This is a genomic window from Pseudomonas sp. 05N431, assembly GCF_056397005.1.
Genome location: NZ_JBFTMN010000001.1, coordinates 360,922 through 374,770, shown reverse-complemented (window position 1 = coordinate 374,770; position 13,849 = coordinate 360,922). Strand labels below are relative to the sequence as shown.

The 13,849-nt window shown below is 57.2% G+C and carries 11 protein-coding genes; 4 read left to right on the top strand and 7 right to left on the bottom strand.

Going from position 1 to position 13,849, the window contains the following annotated elements:
• Nucleotides 1-28: 28 nt before the first annotated feature.
• The 6 genes from AC1DIG_RS01605 to AC1DIG_RS01580 form a co-directional block, all read right to left on the bottom strand.
• On the bottom strand, nucleotides 29-859 hold the full coding sequence (locus AC1DIG_RS01605; protein ID WP_477765844.1) for a carbohydrate ABC transporter permease: 831 nt from the start codon (nucleotides 857-859) through the stop codon (nucleotides 29-31).
• 8 nt (nucleotides 860-867) lie between these two features.
• A complete protein-coding gene (locus AC1DIG_RS01600; protein WP_477765843.1) occupies nucleotides 868-1,794 on the bottom strand; it encodes a carbohydrate ABC transporter permease in 927 nt (308 codons plus the stop codon).
• A gap of 142 nt (nucleotides 1,795-1,936) precedes the next feature.
• Entirely contained in the window at nucleotides 1,937-3,247 is a 1,311-nt protein-coding gene (locus tag AC1DIG_RS01595; protein WP_477765842.1) for an ABC transporter substrate-binding protein, read from the bottom strand.
• A gap of 172 nt (nucleotides 3,248-3,419) precedes the next feature.
• Nucleotides 3,420-4,325, bottom strand: a complete 906-nt coding sequence (locus AC1DIG_RS01590) for a helix-turn-helix domain-containing protein (RefSeq protein ID WP_477765841.1) — start codon at nucleotides 4,323-4,325, stop codon at nucleotides 3,420-3,422.
• 53 nt (nucleotides 4,326-4,378) lie between these two features.
• Nucleotides 4,379-5,266: a phosphatidylinositol-specific phospholipase C domain-containing protein gene (locus AC1DIG_RS01585; protein ID WP_477765840.1), complete on the bottom strand. Its 888-nt coding sequence runs from the start codon at nucleotides 5,264-5,266 to the stop codon at nucleotides 4,379-4,381.
• A 126-nt stretch (nucleotides 5,267-5,392) separates the two neighbouring features.
• Entirely contained in the window at nucleotides 5,393-6,682 is a 1,290-nt protein-coding gene (locus AC1DIG_RS01580) for a glycosyltransferase (RefSeq protein ID WP_477765839.1), read from the bottom strand.
• A 180-nt stretch (nucleotides 6,683-6,862) separates the two neighbouring features.
• On the opposite strand from AC1DIG_RS01580, the gene AC1DIG_RS01575 reads away from it, so the two are divergent.
• Complete coding sequence (locus AC1DIG_RS01575; protein WP_477765838.1) at nucleotides 6,863-7,741, top strand: GntR family transcriptional regulator; 879 nt, start codon at nucleotides 6,863-6,865, stop codon at nucleotides 7,739-7,741.
• Nucleotides 7,742-7,743: 2 nt separating this feature from the next.
• Here AC1DIG_RS01575 and AC1DIG_RS01570 read toward each other — a convergent pair whose 3' ends face one another.
• Nucleotides 7,744-8,106, bottom strand: a complete 363-nt coding sequence (locus AC1DIG_RS01570; RefSeq protein ID WP_477765837.1) for a response regulator — start codon at nucleotides 8,104-8,106, stop codon at nucleotides 7,744-7,746.
• A gap of 193 nt (nucleotides 8,107-8,299) precedes the next feature.
• Between AC1DIG_RS01570 and AC1DIG_RS01565 the strand changes: the two genes are divergently transcribed.
• From AC1DIG_RS01565 to AC1DIG_RS01555, 3 genes are read left to right on the top strand one after another with little or no spacing between them, the layout of a single operon-like run.
• Entirely contained in the window at nucleotides 8,300-11,788 is a 3,489-nt protein-coding gene (locus AC1DIG_RS01565; RefSeq protein ID WP_477765836.1) for a response regulator, read from the top strand.
• Nucleotides 11,789-12,610: a CheR family methyltransferase gene (locus AC1DIG_RS01560; RefSeq protein ID WP_477765835.1), complete on the top strand. Its 822-nt coding sequence runs from the start codon at nucleotides 11,789-11,791 to the stop codon at nucleotides 12,608-12,610.
• Nucleotides 12,600-13,814 carry a hybrid sensor histidine kinase/response regulator gene (locus AC1DIG_RS01555; protein ID WP_477765834.1) on the top strand — a complete coding sequence of 405 codons (1,215 nt, stop codon included), beginning with the start codon at nucleotides 12,600-12,602 and terminating at the stop codon, nucleotides 13,812-13,814. The genes AC1DIG_RS01560 and AC1DIG_RS01555 overlap by 11 nt, the downstream gene beginning before the upstream one ends.
• Nucleotides 13,815-13,849: the final 35 nt, after the last annotated feature.

Sequence of the window (13,849 nt, the reverse complement as noted above, 5' to 3'; positions counted from 1 at the left end):
CTCCGCTTTTAATGATTCGAAAGGGGCGTTATTTCACGGCGCCGAAGGACAGGCCGCGGACCAGTTGTTTCTGGCTGATCCAGCCAAAAATCAGGATCGGTGCGCAGGCCAGCGTCGAAACCGCCGACAACTTGGCCCAGAACAGTCCTTCGGGACTTGAGTACGAGGCGATCAACGCGGTCAGCGGCGCGGCTTTGGAGGAGGTGAGGTTCAGCGACCAGAAGGCCTCGTTCCAGCACAGGATCAGCGACAGCAACACGGTCGATGCCAGTCCGCCCTTGGCGATCGGCAGCAGCACCCGGAGCATTTCCTGCCACAGGGTGGCGCCATCCAGGCGGGCGGCTTCGAGGATGTCTTTGGGAATGTCCTTGAAGTAGGTGTAAATCATCCAGACCACAATCGGCAGGTTGATCAGCGTGTAGATGCTGATCAGCGCGATCCGCGTATCGAGCAGGCCGAAACTCTTGGCCAGCAGATAGATCGGCATCAGCACGCCCACCGGCGGCAGCATCTTGGTCGAGAGCATCCACAGCAGCGTGCCCTTGGTACGCTGGGTTTCGTAGAACGCCATGGAGTACGCCGCCGGCACCGCGATCAGCAGGCACAGGGCGGTGGCGCTGAACGAAATCACCACCGAGTTCCAGGCAAAACTGAAGTAGCCGCTGCGCTCCTCGATGTGCAGGTAGTTTTCCAGCGTCGGTGTGAAGATAAACTGCGGTGGCGTGGCGAACGCGTCGATCTCGGTTTTGAAACTGGTCAGCACCATCCAGAAGATCGGGAAGAAAATCAGGATCGCGATGGCCCAGGCCAGGGTGCCGAGCAACAGGCTTTGCAAGCGGCGGGATTGTTGAAGAGTCATGGCAGGCCTCAGGCTTTGTCAGTCAGGTTTTTGCCGAGCATCCGCACCAGGATGATCGCCGCGATGTTGGCAATCACCACCGCGATCAAGCCACCGGCCGAGGCCATGCCGACGTCGAACTGCACCAGCGCCTGGTTGTAGATCAGGTAGGCGAGGTTGGTCGAGGCGTAGCCGGGGCCGCCGTTGGTGGTGGTGAAGATTTCGGCGAACACCGAGAGCAGGAAGATGGTTTCGATCATCACCACCACCGCAATCGGTCGCGCCAGGTGCGGTAGGGTCAGGTGCCAGAAGATCGCGATGGGGCCGGCGCCATCCAGGCGTGCCGCTTCTTTCTGTTCCTGGTCGAGCGACTGCATGGCGGTCATCAGGATCAGGATCGCGAAGGGCAGCCATTGCCACGAGACAATGATGATGATCGACAGCAGCGGGTAGTGCGCAAGCCAGTCCACCGGTTGTGCGCCGAAGAGCTTCCACACGGCCGCGAGAATCCCCGAGACCGGATGGAAAATCAGGTTCTTCCAGATCAGTGCGCCGACGGTGGGCATAATGAAGAACGGCGAGATCAACATCACCCGCACGATCCCGCGGCCGAGGAACTCACTGGCCTCCAGCAGGGCACTGATCAACACACCGAACACCACGCTGATCAGCAGCACGCTGCCGACCAGCAACAAGGTATTGGTGGCGCCCGGCAGGAAGCCCGAGTCGGTCAGGAAGTAGCTGAAGTTCTCCAGCCCCACGAACGCGTTGTCGCCGGGGTAGAGCAGGTTGTAGCGGATCAGCGAAAAGTACAGGGTCATGCCCAGCGGCACGATCATCCACAGCAGCAACAGTGCCACTGAAGGGCTGACCAGAAACCAGCCGGGGTTGGCCAGCCGGCTTTTCCGCAGTGGCACCGGGATATCCATTTGTGCTTTGAGAGTCGAGGTATTCATGGCGATCAGAACCGATTGAGAACAGGCAAATGAAGATCAAATGTGGGAGCGAGCTTGCTCGCGATGGCGATTGATCAGCCGACATCGATGTTGAATGTCATGGCCTCATCGCGAGCAAGCTCGCTCCCACAGGGGGGCGTGGTTACTTGGGATAACCCGCGCGCTTCATTTCACGTTCGGTGGTTTGCTGGGCCGCCGCCAGGGCCTGGTCGACGCTGGTCTGGCCGATCAGCGCGGCGGAGAACAGCTTGCCGACCTGGGTGCCCACCGCCTGGAACTCAGGAATGGTCACCAACTGGATACCGATGTAGGGCACTGGTTTAAGGGTCGGTTTGCCCGGATCGGCAACCTTCAGCGATTCCAGCGTGACCTTGGCGAATGGCGCGGCATTCATGTAGGCCGCGCTGTAGGTCGAGGCGCGAGTGCCCGGTGGCACGTTCGCGATGCCGTCTTTCTCGGCCACCAATGCGCCGTACTCTTTCGAGGTGGCCCAGGCGCTGAAGGTTTTTGCTGCGTCCTTGGCTTTGGAACTGGTGGGGATCGCCAGCGCCCAGGAATACAGCCAGGCCGAGCCTTTGTCGGTCACTTGATGGGGCGCGTAGGTGAAGCCGACGTGGTCGCTGACTTTGCTTTGGGTCTTGTCGGTGACGAACGAACCAGCGACGCTAGCGTCGACCCAGATCGCGCATTTGCCACTGTTGAACAGCGCGAGGTTTTCGTTGAAACCGTTACTGGAAGCACCCGGCGGGCCGGATTTTTTCATGGTGTTGGCGTAGAAGCTCAGCGCGTTCTTCCACTCGGGACCGCTGAATTCCGGCTGCCACTTTTCATCGAACCAGCGTGCGCCGTAGGCATTGGCGATGGTGGTGATCAGCGCCATGTTCTCGCCCCAACCAGCCTTGCCGCGCAGGCAGATACCGTATTGTTCCTGGTCGGGTTTGTTGAGTTTGCCGGCGAATTCGCCGATCTGCTCCCAGGTCGGATGCTCGGGCATGGCCAGGCCGGCGTCCTTGAACAGGTCGGTGCGGTAATAGGTCATGGAGCTTTCGGCATAGAACGGCAGGGCATAGAGCGTGCCCTTGACCGACAGGCCTTCACGCACGGAAGGGAATACGTCGTCGAGCGCGTAACTGGCGGGCAGATCCTTCATCGGTTCCAGCCAGCCCTTGGCGCCCCACAGTGCAGCTTCGTACATGCCGATGGTCAACACATCGAACTGGCCGCCCTGGGTGGCGATGTCGGTGGTCAGGCGTTGGCGCAGGACGTTTTCTTCCAGCACCACCCAATTGAGCTTGATCTCCGGGTGCTCGGCCTCGAAGGTTTTCGAGAGCTTTTGCATGCGGATCATGTCGCTGTTGTTGACGGTGGCAATGGTCAGGGTTTGTGCGCCAAGGCTGACGCTGCTGAGGGTCATGCAGGTGCAGGCAAGCAGAGCTTTTACAGTGGGTTTCATCGCGCACTCCTCTTCTGAGCCCTGGGGGCAGCAGAAGGACAGTTATTGTTTTTGTGTCTTCCGGAGGTAGGAAGAATCTGAGGCTGATTACAGCCTTCAACACACGCGATGACAAATCGTTGGTAGCACTTGCGCTGATACTTTTTTGCACTGCAAAACCAGGGTCGCAGCTTTAACCGAGATTTTGTTCGGTCAAACGCTGCACCGCCAATCGACGGTAATGGGAGGGCGTCATGCCTTTGAGTTGCTGAAAACGCCGGTTGAAGTTGGAAATATTGTTGAAACCTGACTCGAAACACACATCGGTCACCGGTTTATCGCCATCGGCCAGCAACTCGCAGGATTTGCTGATGCGCAAGCGATTGACGAACTCAATGAAACAGCGCCCGGTCGCCTGCTTGAAGACTCGGGAGAAGTAGGTCGGTTTCATGCCCAGGTGTTCGGCGACTTCCTCCAGTGGCAGTTCGCGAGCGTAGTGGGCAAAGATGTAATCCACCGCCCGGTTGGTGCGGTCGATGTTGTGTTCGTCGGCCAATTGCGGCGTGGTGGCGCCGGACAGCAACTGGTAATCGTCGGTGGCCGCCAGCAACTCCAGCAGAATGAAAAAGTACCCGAGGCGGGTAACGCCTTTGGCGTCGGCAATCCGCTGCATCAGGTCCATGGCCTGGCGGATCGTGTGTTTACAGCGAAACTCGATGCCGTACTGCGCGCGCTCCAGCAGGGGCGTCAGGCTTTTGAGCTCGGCGAACACCTGGTGGCCACTTTCGAACAACTCATCGGTGAAGTTCACCAGCATGTCGCGCTTGGGCACCACTTCGTCTTCGGCCACCTGGCTGATCCAGTTGTGGGGCAGGTTGGGGCCGGTCAGGAACAGGGTTTCGGGATAAAAGTTGCCGATGTAGTCGCCAATGAACACCTTGCCGGAGCTTGCGACAATCAGGTGCAGCTCGTATTCCTTGTGGAAATGCCAGCGTACCAGCGGGCAGGGGAATCCGTGCTGGCGATAGATGATGGACAACCCGTTGTGGTCATCCATCAATTCGTATGAGGGGTCGGTAACTCGGGTGGCTCGGGTCATGGCAGGGCGCTTTTCTTGTTATTGCCAGCCGATCATGCCTGTTTCTTCGCCCGCTACGCCACCTCGGCGTGTCGTGTTGTCTGAAGGGCTCGTATACGGGCTTTCTCCAGGTTCACCGCTCGACAGTAGGAAACAATCCGGCTCTCTTCCAGGAAGTCGACGTTGATAATGTTGCACTTCATCGCCCAGTCACTGTGGTTCGGATCAAACCATGCGTTCAGTTCATCATGAATATCCCTGGGGCCGCCCAGCTTGCTGTAACTGGTGGCCGATAACGACCAGGGCGCCCAGGAGCCTGGAGGTGTTTTCAGGACCTCCCCGATGAACTGTTTCAACTCATCGGATCCGGTAATGCCACTGCCTGTCCATTTATGTCTGATTTGACCGAGAAAGACCTTTCCATCAAGTTCCCTGTGATATCGGGCTGCGGCAAACACTCGTTGTTCAGGGCTGATGTGTTTGAGTTGACCAAGGCTAAGTGACAGGTTGTTGCTGGGAATAAGACGGTGACCCAGCAGGTGGAGCATCATGTTATTGAAATAGACGTAATCGAAGTCATCGCCGTCAAGGCTGTGGAAGTCCAGAATAATGAATTCGTCGGGATTCTCCTTCAGGAAATTGTTTACGTCGGTTATCAAATCTCCCAAGGTTCGAGAGTTTCGGTGGTTATTATGGTGAACACGAAACTTTCCAAGTCCCTCTGCCCCGGATTCATAGACCAGGCGAATGTCGAGGACTCTGGAGCCGCGGTTCAGCTGAGCGTAGAAAGAGTCGTGCTGACAACACAGCCAATGACGGGGTGGGCCGAGCAGCGGATAGGAGGCGCTCCAGTCGCTGCCAGCGTTATGCGTACCGGGTAGAGTCAATTCACAGATGGTAAATGCATCAATGGATGGCGTGGCGGCCATCCAGGTGTTGAAGTGGTTTGAAGTGTCGATCATGACGATGTCCTGCATCAGTGGATAAGTAGCGCCACTTATTGTCGGCTTGATTAAAGTGGCGCTTGCAGGAGGGGTATAAGGCTTGGGGGTTGAATTGCCAATATATTGATTGATGCAAGTTGTTGGTTACTTGTTGTTTTTGGCTTCGATCCATTGCGCCATGTACTGCGTACTTTTGTGAGCGTGATGACGCAACATGCTACCCGTGAAGTTATGACTTCTAAGTTGCGACAAGTGTTGTCGGCAGTACTGCAGTTGCTCGATCAGTGCGGGTCCATGTTCCGCTCGCTGATAACGGTCAGCCAGTAATGCCAGGCCCTTCGACTGGGCCTCGCGCCACAAGGCTTCATCCTTATAAAGCTGGACCGCGCGATCGGCGAACTCTTGCGCTGTACGGGCAATGGCGCCCGGCCATGGATGATCGCTGTGCATGGCTTCAGCGCCGATCGGAGTGGTGACACTCGGTGTACCGCACAGCATTGCGTCAACCAGTTTGCCCTTGATTCCGGCGCCAAAGCGCAATGGCGCCAGACAGATGCGAGCATCGGACATCACCTGCAACGCATCTTCCGCCCAGTTCATGATGTGAAAACCTTGTGCAGCGTTGTGCAGCGCAGTTGCCTTGGGCGGCGTATAGGCGCCATAGAGATGCAATTGTGCCTTCGGGAGCTGTTCGCGGATCAACGGCCAGACCATCGTCTTCATCCATAACACAGCGTCCCAGTTCGGGGCATGGCGGAAATTGCCGATGCTGAGGAAGTGCGCACGGTCCTCGAAGGGGGTGAACGGCTGAGTGAGCGGGTCGATCATCAGCGGGCACCAGTGCAGCAGTTGGCGTGGCAGTTTGAACTGCTCGACCAGCAGCTCGATTTCCACTTCCGAGATCATCAGGTTCAGGTCGCAACGGTACAGCGCGGCAATTTCACGCTTGGCCAGATCGGTATCGGCCATGAGTTCGAACTCTTCACGCAACGCCGGGGCGAACAACTCGCTGAAGTCATTGGCGTCGTCGCTGACCTTCAGGCGATCCTTGAGCCGCTGGTGGCGGGCATGTCGCAAGCTCTGCAGGTCAGAGGTCTCCAGTACGCGCAAGGCGCCGGGGCAATGTTTCTCGACACGCCAGCCGAACTGTTCTTCCATCATGAACTGATCGAACAGCACGATATCCGGCGCCAGATCGCTGATGAAGGCATCGAAACTGCTATTGTTCAGCTCAATCGGAACTTCACGAATACCCAACTCCGCCAGGTCGGCCTTGTGTTCGCCCGCACCTGCCGGGCTGCTGAACGTAATGTCCCAGCCTTGCTGTAAAAACGTTTCAAGGATTTGCATCACGTGTCCGCTGGCTGCGGATGAGCGCGGCTCGGGCCAGACGTAACCAATGACCAGGACTTTGGTTGCGCGGGGCTGACTCATGAACGGGATTTCCTTGATGCAGGCAGAAGACGGGGGAGAAACGAGGGGCGCAATTAAACCACAGCTGATGATGTTTATTGTGCCCGGCAATCGCCCAGCGGTGCCTTATGCGCTTGTATTGACTGGAAGTTTCCTGATTCATGAGTTAGCGTCTGACAGCTGATTCATGGACGTTTTTCGATGACCCAACCCACCGCACTTCAGACCAAAGTCGCCTCGCAGATTCTCATGGCGATCCGGTCTGGCGAGTTAACCCCCGGCAGTCACCTCAAAGAGGTCGAACTGGCCGAGCGCTTTGGCGTGTCTCGCTCGCCGATTCGCGGGGCGCTGGTCTATCTGGCGCAAGAGCAGGTGATCGGACGCTTGCCCCATCAGGGTTACTGCGTGCTGGAAACACCGCTCAGCGATGAGTTGGCCAAGGTCAGTCTGCCGGTCGGTGAGGATGAGGAGCTGTATCAGCGGCTGATCGATGATCGACTGGCCCAGGCGATTCCCGATCAGGTGATGGAGAGCGATCTGCTGCGTCGCTACGGTGCCAGCAAAGCGGTATTGCGCCGTTGCTTGCTGCGGTTGTCCGACGAAGGCGTCATGCAGCGCAAACACGGTCACGGCTGGATGTTTTTGCCCACGTTGAGTTCGGCCGAAAAGCGCTTCGAAAGCTATCGCTTCCGCATGCTTCTGGAACCTGCGGGCTTGCTCGAGCCGACCTTCAATCTACCGCGTGAACGTCTACAGCGTTGCCGTGAAAAGCAGCAGGCGCTGCTCGAAGGCACTCCTGACAGCCTGAGCTTTTTCGAAGCCAACGCCGAATTTCACGAGTTACTGGCTGCAGCGTCCGGCAACAGCTTCATTCTGCAAACCGTGCAGCAGCAAAACCGCCTGCGCCGGCTGACCGAGTTTCATACCGTGTCGAATCTGGAGCGGGTTCGCACCTCCTGCCGTGAACACCTGGAAATTATCGACGCGCTGGAGCAGGGCGATCGAGAATGGGCGTCGACGTTACTGTACCGGCATCTGAAGGTGGCCAGCACCTTGAACGAAGTGCGCAAGCAAAGCTGAACTCAGGCTGCGAGCATGCTCAGGACTTTATCGCGCAACTGCTCGATAGAGAACGGCTTGCCAATCACCGACATGCCTTCCGGCACTTCAATACTTTCCGCATAGCCACTGGCAAACAGTATCGGCAACGCCGGGTGCAGTACACGCGCCTGAGCGGCCAGCTCCCGGCCATCCATCTCCGGCAATCCCACATCGGTCATCAGCAGATCGATGATTTGCGCGCTATCGTTGAGCAGGGCAAGCGCTGCCTTGCCACTGTCGGCCTCCAGCACCTTGAACTTGAGTTCTTCCAGTACGTCGACGATCAGCATGCGCACGATGCTATCGTCTTCGACTACAAGGATGGTGGGCGCTGTGGCGGACATGGTGGCGGCTCTCGGAAGAAGGCGGTCGGTCACGGGTTGATTGTAGTTACCGGCGTGAGTCGACAGAGTAACCGTTCTCTCTGAATCATGCAGAGCGATGCAGGAGATTGCCGGCAAGGTTGTCAAAAAAACGATCCAGGATGCGTTTATGGAGCAAACTCCTTCACTTACGACGGTTCACCAAGGCCATCCAATGACTTCTTCGTCTTCGGTTGATGAGCAAGGTTTTCGCAAACTCCTTAGCCGCAATATCAGCTTGCCGCTGGGTATGGGCGTGCTGAGCGCGGTGTTTTTTGTCTCTTTGATCACCTATCTGTTGTCGGTGATCCAATGGGTCGAGCACACGGACCGGGTGATCAATAACGCCAACGAAGCGTTAACGCTGACGGTCGACCTGGAAACCGGGATGCGTGGTTTTCTGTTGTCTGGTGACGAGCATTTTCTCGATCCCTACGAAACGGCTAAACCGAGAATCATCGCTGCGCTCAAGACCTTGCAGGAACTGACGGCCGATAACCCGCCGCAAGTTGATCGTCTGCGCAGGCTCGAGGCATTGCAGGTCGAGTGGAACGATTACTCGCAGACCATGATCGATTTGCAGCACCGCAGCGGTGATTACCGAGCCGCCGTGAAAGCCGGCCGGGGTAAGCGACTGACCGATGAAATCCGCAAGCAGTACGAAGATGTCATCGATATGGAGCAACAGTTGCGCATTACGCGCAACGAAGAGGTTCGACGCACGACGATCTGGAGCATTTCTCTGTATTTGCTGTTGGTTGCCGGTATCAGTGGTTTGCTGGCTTATGTCGGCCGTCGCGATTTGCTCAGTCTGTCGAAAAAATACAGCGCCAATCTCGCAGCGCAACAGAACAGCGCACAACGTCTGGAACAACAAGCCTGGCTGCGCAATGGCCAGACTGAATTGGCGGAACAGGTGCTTGGGCAACTGACGTTAAATCGGTTGGGCCGCAATATTCTGCAGTTTTGCGCGCAGTACCTCGGCACCGCTGTCGGCGCAATGTACGTCAAAGAAGAGCACGGAGGCCTCACGCGCATCGCCTCTTATGGTTTCTCCCGCGAGCAGGAAGGGCGCGAGCAAGCGATCGACAGTGGCGAGGGCATTACCGGGCAGGTGGCACAACAAGGCCGACTGATTCGTCTGAATGAAGTACCTGCCGGCTATTTCAAAGTCAGTTCCGGGTTGGGGGAGGGCGTGCCGTGCAGTGTGCTGGTGGTGCCGACCCGTGATGACGACCGGGTCAACGGAGTGATCGAACTGGGTTTCCTGCGTGCCCTGACCGAACGCGATGTCGAGTTGCTGGAGCTGATAGCCGGGAATATCGGCACCTCCATCGAAGCAGCGCGTTATCGCCAACGATTGCAGGAAGTACTCGCCCAAACCCAGCAACTCAATGAAGAGCTGCAGGTGCAGCAAGAAGAACTGAAGACTGCCAACGAAGAGCTGGAAGAACAGTCGCGGGTGCTCAAAGAGTCGCAGTGGCACCTGGAGACGCAGCAGGCCGAGCTTGAGCAGACCAATGAGCAACTGGCCGAACAGGCACAGTTTCTGGCCGAGCAACGCGATGCAATGGATCGCAAGAACGGTGAGTTGAACCGGGTCCAGGTACAACTTGAAGAGCGTGCTCAGGAGTTGCAGCGCTCCAGCCAGTACAAATCCGAATTCCTCGCCAATATGTCCCACGAACTGCGCACACCGCTGAACAGTTCGTTGATTCTCGCCAGATTGCTGGCAGAGAACCCACACCAAAACCTCAGCGCTGAACAGGTGACGTTTGCCGAGTCGATCTACTCGGCCGGCAACGATTTGCTCAACCTGATCAACGACATTCTCGATATTTCCAAGGTCGAGGCCGGCAAGCTTGAAATACGCCCGGAGAACACCAGCGTCGCGCGGTTGGTCGATGGCTTGTGCGGCATGTTTGAACCGCTGGCAGCGCACAAGCATCTGGCGTTCAACGTCGAGCTGCAAGCGGATGCGCCGTTGACGGTGTTCACCGATCGTCAACGTCTGGAACAGGTGCTCAAGAACCTGTTGTCGAACGCGATCAAATTCACTGAGAAGGGTAGCGTCAGCCTGACGGTCGCCAGGCAGCCGGGCGAGGGCATTGCCTTTATCGTTCGGGATTCGGGCATCGGTATTGCCAGCGATCAGCAGGAAGGCATTTTCGAGGCCTTCCGTCAGGCCGATGGCAGTACCAACCGTCGTTACGGCGGCACGGGGCTGGGCTTGTCGATTTCGCGTGACCTGGCAGCGTTGCTCGGCGGCTCGATCAGCCTCATCAGCGAACCGGGGCAGGGCAGTTCATTCACGCTGGTGTTGCCTGTGCAGTATGTCGAACCCGGCGATGAGCCGCGCGAACTGCTGAAGATCGTACCGGTCGTTGCAGCTCCCAAGGTGACTGTCGCGCCTGCACCGCTGATTGTCGAAGCGAAGATTCCGCGCTTTGCCGATGACCGTGACAAAGCACCGTTCACCCGCCGTTGCATGCTGGTAGTGGAAGATGAAGTGAACTTTGCGCAGATCCTCTTCGACCTGGCCCATGAACTGGGCTATCAATGCCTGGTGGCTCATGGCGCCGATGAAGGTTACGAGCTGGCTACACACTTCAAGCCGGATGCGATCCTGCTGGACATGCGCCTGCCGGACCATTCCGGGCTGACGGTATTGCAGCGCCTGAAAGAACATGCCGAAACCCGGCACATCCCGGTTCACGTGATTTCCGTCGAGGACCGCGTCGAGGCCGCCATGCACATGGGCGCCATTGGTTATGCGCTCAAGCCGACCACCCGCGACGAGCTCAAGGACGTGTTCGCGCGACTGGAAGCCAAACTGACGCAAAAGGTCAAACGCGTGTTGCTGGTGGAAGACGATGACCTGCAACGCGACAGCATTGCCCGGCTGATCGGTGACGATGACATCGAAATCACCGCTGTCGGCCTGGCCCAGGAAGCACTGGACCTGCTGCGCGAGACGATCTATGACTGCATGATCATCGACCTGAAACTGCCGGACATGCTCGGCAATGACCTGCTCAAGCGCATGTCCACCGAAGATATCTGCTCGTTCCCGCCGGTGATCGTCTATACCGGGCGTAACCTGACCCGTGATGAAGAGGCGGATCTGCGCAAGTATTCACGCTCGATCATCATCAAGGGTGCACGCTCGCCAGAGCGTCTGCTCGACGAGGTGACGCTCTTTCTGCACAAAGTCGAATCGCGGTTGTCCCATGAGCGGCAAACGATGCTCCAGACTGCCCGCAGCCGCGACAGGGTTTTCGAAGGCCGCAAGGTGCTGTTGGTGGATGATGATGTGCGCAATATTTTTGCCCTCACCAGCGCACTGGAGCACAAGGGCGCTATTGTGGTGATTGGCCGTAACGGTCGTGAAGCGATCGAAAGGCTCAATGAGGTGGATGACATCGATCTGGTGCTGATGGACGTGATGATGCCGGAGATGGACGGTTTTGAAGCCACCCTCGAGATCCGCAAGGACCCGCGCTGGCGCAAACTGCCGATCATTGCGGTGACGGCCAAGGCCATGAAGGACGATCAGGAGCGCTGCCTGCAAGCAGGTTCCAACGATTACCTGGCCAAGCCCATTGACCTGGACCGCCTGTTCTCGCTGATTCGCGTGTGGTTACCGAAGATGGAACGTATCTAAGTGCAGAGAAATGCCGACATTGAGCTGCGGTTGCTGGTCGAAGCGATCTACCTCAAATACAGCTACGATTTTCGTGATTACTCCAGTGCTTCGATCAAGCGCCGGGTCAATCACGCCCTGCATCAGTTCGAGTGCAAGACCATTTCTGCGCTGCAGGAGCGGGTGCTGCACGACCCGACGGCGTTCATGCAGTTGCTGCAGTTGCTGACGATTCCGGTCAGCGAGATGTTTCGCGATCCGGCGCACTTCCAGGCCATTCGCCAGGAGGTGGTGCCGCTGCTCAAGACCTATCCTTCGATCAAGATCTGGATTGCCGGGTGCAGCACGGGCGAAGAGGTCTATTCGATGGCCATTCTGCTGCGCGAAGAAGGCTTGCTGGAGCGCACCATCATTTACGCCACTGACATCAACCCACGCTCGTTGGAAAAGGCCCAGCAAGGGATCTTCTCGCTGGCGAACATCCGCGCCTACACCCATAACTACCAGCAGGCCGGTGGTCAGCGCTCGTTCGCCGACTACTACACGGCAGCGTATGACCACGCGATTTTCGACAAGACCCTGTGTGAGAACGTGACCTTCGCCGATCACAGCCTGGCGACTGACAGTGTCTTTTCAGAGACTCAATTAATTTCTTGTCGTAATGTTTTGATTTATTTCAATAAAAAATTACAGGATCGTGCCTTCGGGCTGTTTCATGAGTCGCTGTGCCATCGTGGTTTCCTGGTGTTGGGCAGTAAGGAAACCCTGGACTTCTCGACCTATGGCAAGCAGTTCGAACCTTTGGTCAAACAAGAACGGATCTACCGCAAGCATGCTGAGTAATATCCAGGCCAAATTGTTGATCGTCGACGATCTGCCAGAGAACCTGCTGGCGCTCGAAGCGCTGATTACCCGTGAGGACCGCACGGTGTACAAGGCGCTATCGGCGGACGAAGCCTTGTCATTGCTGCTGCAACACGAGTTCGCCATCGCCATCCTCGATGTGCAGATGCCCGGCATGAACGGCTTCGAACTGGCCGAACTGATGCGCGGCACCGAGAAAACCCGGAGCATTCCGATTATTTTCGTCAGTGCGGCAGGGCGCGAGAGCAATTACGCGTTCAAGGGTTACGAAAGTGGCGCGGTGGACTTTTTGCATAAACCGCTGGATGTCCACGCGGTGAAAAGCAAGGTCAACGTGTTTGTCGACCTGTACCGACAGCGCAAGGCGATGAAGCTGCAGGTCGAGGCCCTGGAGCAAAGCCGTCATGAGCAGGAGGCGTTACTCAAGCAATTGCAGGCCACGCAGAATGAACTGGAGCAGGCCGTGCGCATGCGCGATGACTTCATGTCGATCGTCGCTCACGAGGTTCGTACACCGTTGAACGGGCTGATCCTCGAAACCCAGCTGCGCAAGATGCACCTGGCCCGGGACAATGCTGCGGCGTTTACCCTGGACAAGATGCACGCGATGGTCGATCGCGATGAGCGGCAGATCAAGAGCCTGATTCGTTTGATCGAGGACATGCTCGATGTGTCGCGGATTCGCACCGGCAAGCTGTCGATTCGCCCCAGTCGTTTTGACCTGGCGCAGTTGACGGGTAACCTGTTGCAGAATTTTGCACCGCAGGTGGAGTCTGCCGAGTCGTCGGTGACGTTTGTCGCGCCGCAACCGGTGGAAGGCAATTGGGATGAATTTCGCATCGAGCAGGTGGTGTCCAACTTGCTGACTAACGCCCTGCGTTACGGTGCCAAGCGTCCGATCGAGGTGCGCGTGTACAGCCAGGACGGCGAAGCGCGGATGGAGATCAGGGACCAGGGAATTGGCATCAGTGAGGAAAACCAGAAACGTATTTTTCAGCAGTTCGAGCGTGTGTCGGCGAAAACCGTGGTGGCCGGACTGGGTTTAGGGCTATTTATTTCCGAGCAAATCGTCGCCGCCCATGGCGGATCCATCACCGTTGAGAGCAAGATTAATCAAGGTTCGTTGTTTCGTGTTTGCCTACCGCTGCAGGAAAACAGACAAAACAACGCAACCTCTGCGTGACCGAAGGGTCGTATCAGCAGCTATTGACCGAACAA

Bases quoted from the DNA above. Each gene is read 5' to 3' on its own strand.
- AC1DIG_RS01605 (WP_477765844.1), bottom strand. From the start codon at position 859: ATGACTCTTCAACAATCCCGCCGCTTGCAAAGCCTGTTGCTCGGCACC.
- AC1DIG_RS01600 (WP_477765843.1), bottom strand. From the start codon at position 1,794: ATGAATACCTCGACTCTCAAAGCACAAATGGATATCCCGGTGCCACTG.
- AC1DIG_RS01595 (WP_477765842.1), bottom strand. From the start codon at position 3,247: ATGAAACCCACTGTAAAAGCTCTGCTTGCCTGCACCTGCATGACCCTC.
- AC1DIG_RS01590 (WP_477765841.1), bottom strand. From the start codon at position 4,325: ATGACCCGAGCCACCCGAGTTACCGACCCCTCATACGAATTGATGGAT.
- AC1DIG_RS01585 (WP_477765840.1), bottom strand. From the start codon at position 5,266: ATGATCGACACTTCAAACCACTTCAACACCTGGATGGCCGCCACGCCA.
- AC1DIG_RS01580 (WP_477765839.1), bottom strand. From the start codon at position 6,682: ATGAGTCAGCCCCGCGCAACCAAAGTCCTGGTCATTGGTTACGTCTGG.
- AC1DIG_RS01575 (WP_477765838.1), top strand. From the start codon at position 6,863: ATGACCCAACCCACCGCACTTCAGACCAAAGTCGCCTCGCAGATTCTC.
- AC1DIG_RS01570 (WP_477765837.1), bottom strand. From the start codon at position 8,106: ATGTCCGCCACAGCGCCCACCATCCTTGTAGTCGAAGACGATAGCATC.
- AC1DIG_RS01565 (WP_477765836.1), top strand. From the start codon at position 8,300: ATGACTTCTTCGTCTTCGGTTGATGAGCAAGGTTTTCGCAAACTCCTT.
- AC1DIG_RS01555 (WP_477765834.1), top strand. From the start codon at position 12,600: ATGCTGAGTAATATCCAGGCCAAATTGTTGATCGTCGACGATCTGCCA.